The sequence below is a fragment of the Cetobacterium sp. ZOR0034 genome, assembly GCF_000799075.1.
Classification (GTDB): Bacteria; Fusobacteriota; Fusobacteriia; order Fusobacteriales; family Fusobacteriaceae; genus Cetobacterium_A.
On record NZ_JTLI01000031.1, the window covers coordinates 1 to 1,538 of the forward strand.

Genomic DNA, 1,538 nt, shown 5'->3' on the forward strand with positions numbered 1-1,538 from the left:
TTAATAGCCAAGAAGGTAAAATATATATATTCAATTTTTACAATTTACACTAAATTTGGGAAACCCTCTTTTTTTATTTAAAATCCTATTAATTGCAGTTATTATTGATAACAACAGCTAACATCTCTAATTCAGAATCTCCGATATTTAATAAAGAGTGTTGTTCTCCATCACAAGTATAAACTACATCTCCTTCATTGACTGTATAGGTACCACTTTCCTCTTCTACTAGACCAACTCCTTTTAAGATATAGTAGACTTCAAAGTCGTTCACATGTTTATGTAGTCCGATAGATGAATTTTTCTCTAGAATGACTCTACTAAAAAGTTTCCCTTCATTTTGAAGTTCATCTTTAGATAGGATTTCAGTCATTTTTAATTTTCCAACTCCACCTCTTAATCCTTCAATCTCTTTGATTTCTAATTCATTTTTTCGTTTAATCATAATGTCCCCCTTCTATTATTATGTAAGTTTAAGGGTATCATTTTTTCGATTAGATTTCAAATAATTTTTACTTAAAAGCTTTTTCACCAATTTTAATATGTTTTTTAATTATCTCTAGAGTTTCAGAAAATTTATCTTGTTCTTTTTCATTTAGTTCCAACTCTAAAACTTTTTCAACTCCATTTTTACCAATAATAGCAGGAACTCCTATATAAAGACCATTTTCTCCATAGTGTCCTTCTAAATATCCGCTACAAGCCATAACTTTCTTTTCATCAGAATACACAGCTCTTATAATATCCGTGCATACACAAGCTATTCCAAACTCTGTACTTTTCTTTCCTGAGTAGATATCCCATCCAGCTTTTGTAACAGTAGTTTGAACTTTATTGTAATCAAGTTTTTTACCAGTATTTTTTAAGAAGGATTCTAACGAAAATCCATTTATACTAACCTGAGAGAATACAGCCATTTGGGAATCTCCATGTTCACCTAACATATATGCTTGAATAGATCTAGCATCAATATTTAATTCATTGCTAAGAACTCTACAAAGTCGAGCTGAATCAAGTCCAGTTCCGGTTCCTATAACGTGATTATGTGGTAACCCTGATAGTTTTTGAACGTAGTATGTAACTATATCAACCGGATTTGTTATAACAACAAAGTAACCTTTAAATCCAGAAGCCATAATTTCAGGAACAAATGAATTGATAATTTTAAGTGATCCTTCTAGCTCTGAAAGACGGTTTTTAGAAACATTATCAATAGTTCCAACACTAATAACAACAATATCAACTTTTCCTAAATCCTGATAAGTTCCTTTTTTTACTTTGACTCTATGTGGTAAAAAACTAGCAGTATCCATACAGTCAAAGGCTTGAGACTGAGATTTTGCTTCATCAATATCTACAAGTACTAACTCATCACAAACTCCTTGAAGCATTAAAGATAAAGCACAATGACTACCTACATGTCCTGTTCCTACAATTCCAACTTTTCTTTGTTTAAACATAAAGTAACTACTCAGCTGGTAGATTACAAAAAATAAAAAATAGCTAAATAATAGGAGATTTCTATATCGTTAGATATA

At 30.5% G+C, this 1,538-nt stretch carries 2 protein-coding genes; both read right to left on the bottom strand.

Annotation, left to right across the window (positions count from 1 at the left end; translation table 11 throughout):
* Positions 1 to 88: 88 nt before the first annotated feature.
* Complete coding sequence (locus tag L992_RS07265) at positions 89 to 445, bottom strand: cupin domain-containing protein (RefSeq protein ID WP_047395347.1); 357 nt, start codon at positions 443 to 445, stop codon at positions 89 to 91.
* A gap of 67 nt (positions 446 to 512) precedes the next feature.
* Positions 513 to 1,460, bottom strand: a complete 948-nt coding sequence (locus L992_RS07270; protein ID WP_047395352.1) for an L-lactate dehydrogenase — start codon at positions 1,458 to 1,460, stop codon at positions 513 to 515.
* Between the last annotated feature and the right edge of the window lie 78 nt (positions 1,461 to 1,538).

Coding starts and splice junctions, on each gene's coding strand:
- L992_RS07265 (WP_047395347.1), bottom strand. CDS start 445: ATGATTAAACGAAAAAATGAATTAGAAATCAAAGAGATTGAAGGATTA.
- L992_RS07270 (WP_047395352.1), bottom strand. CDS start 1,460: ATGTTTAAACAAAGAAAAGTTGGAATTGTAGGAACAGGACATGTAGGT.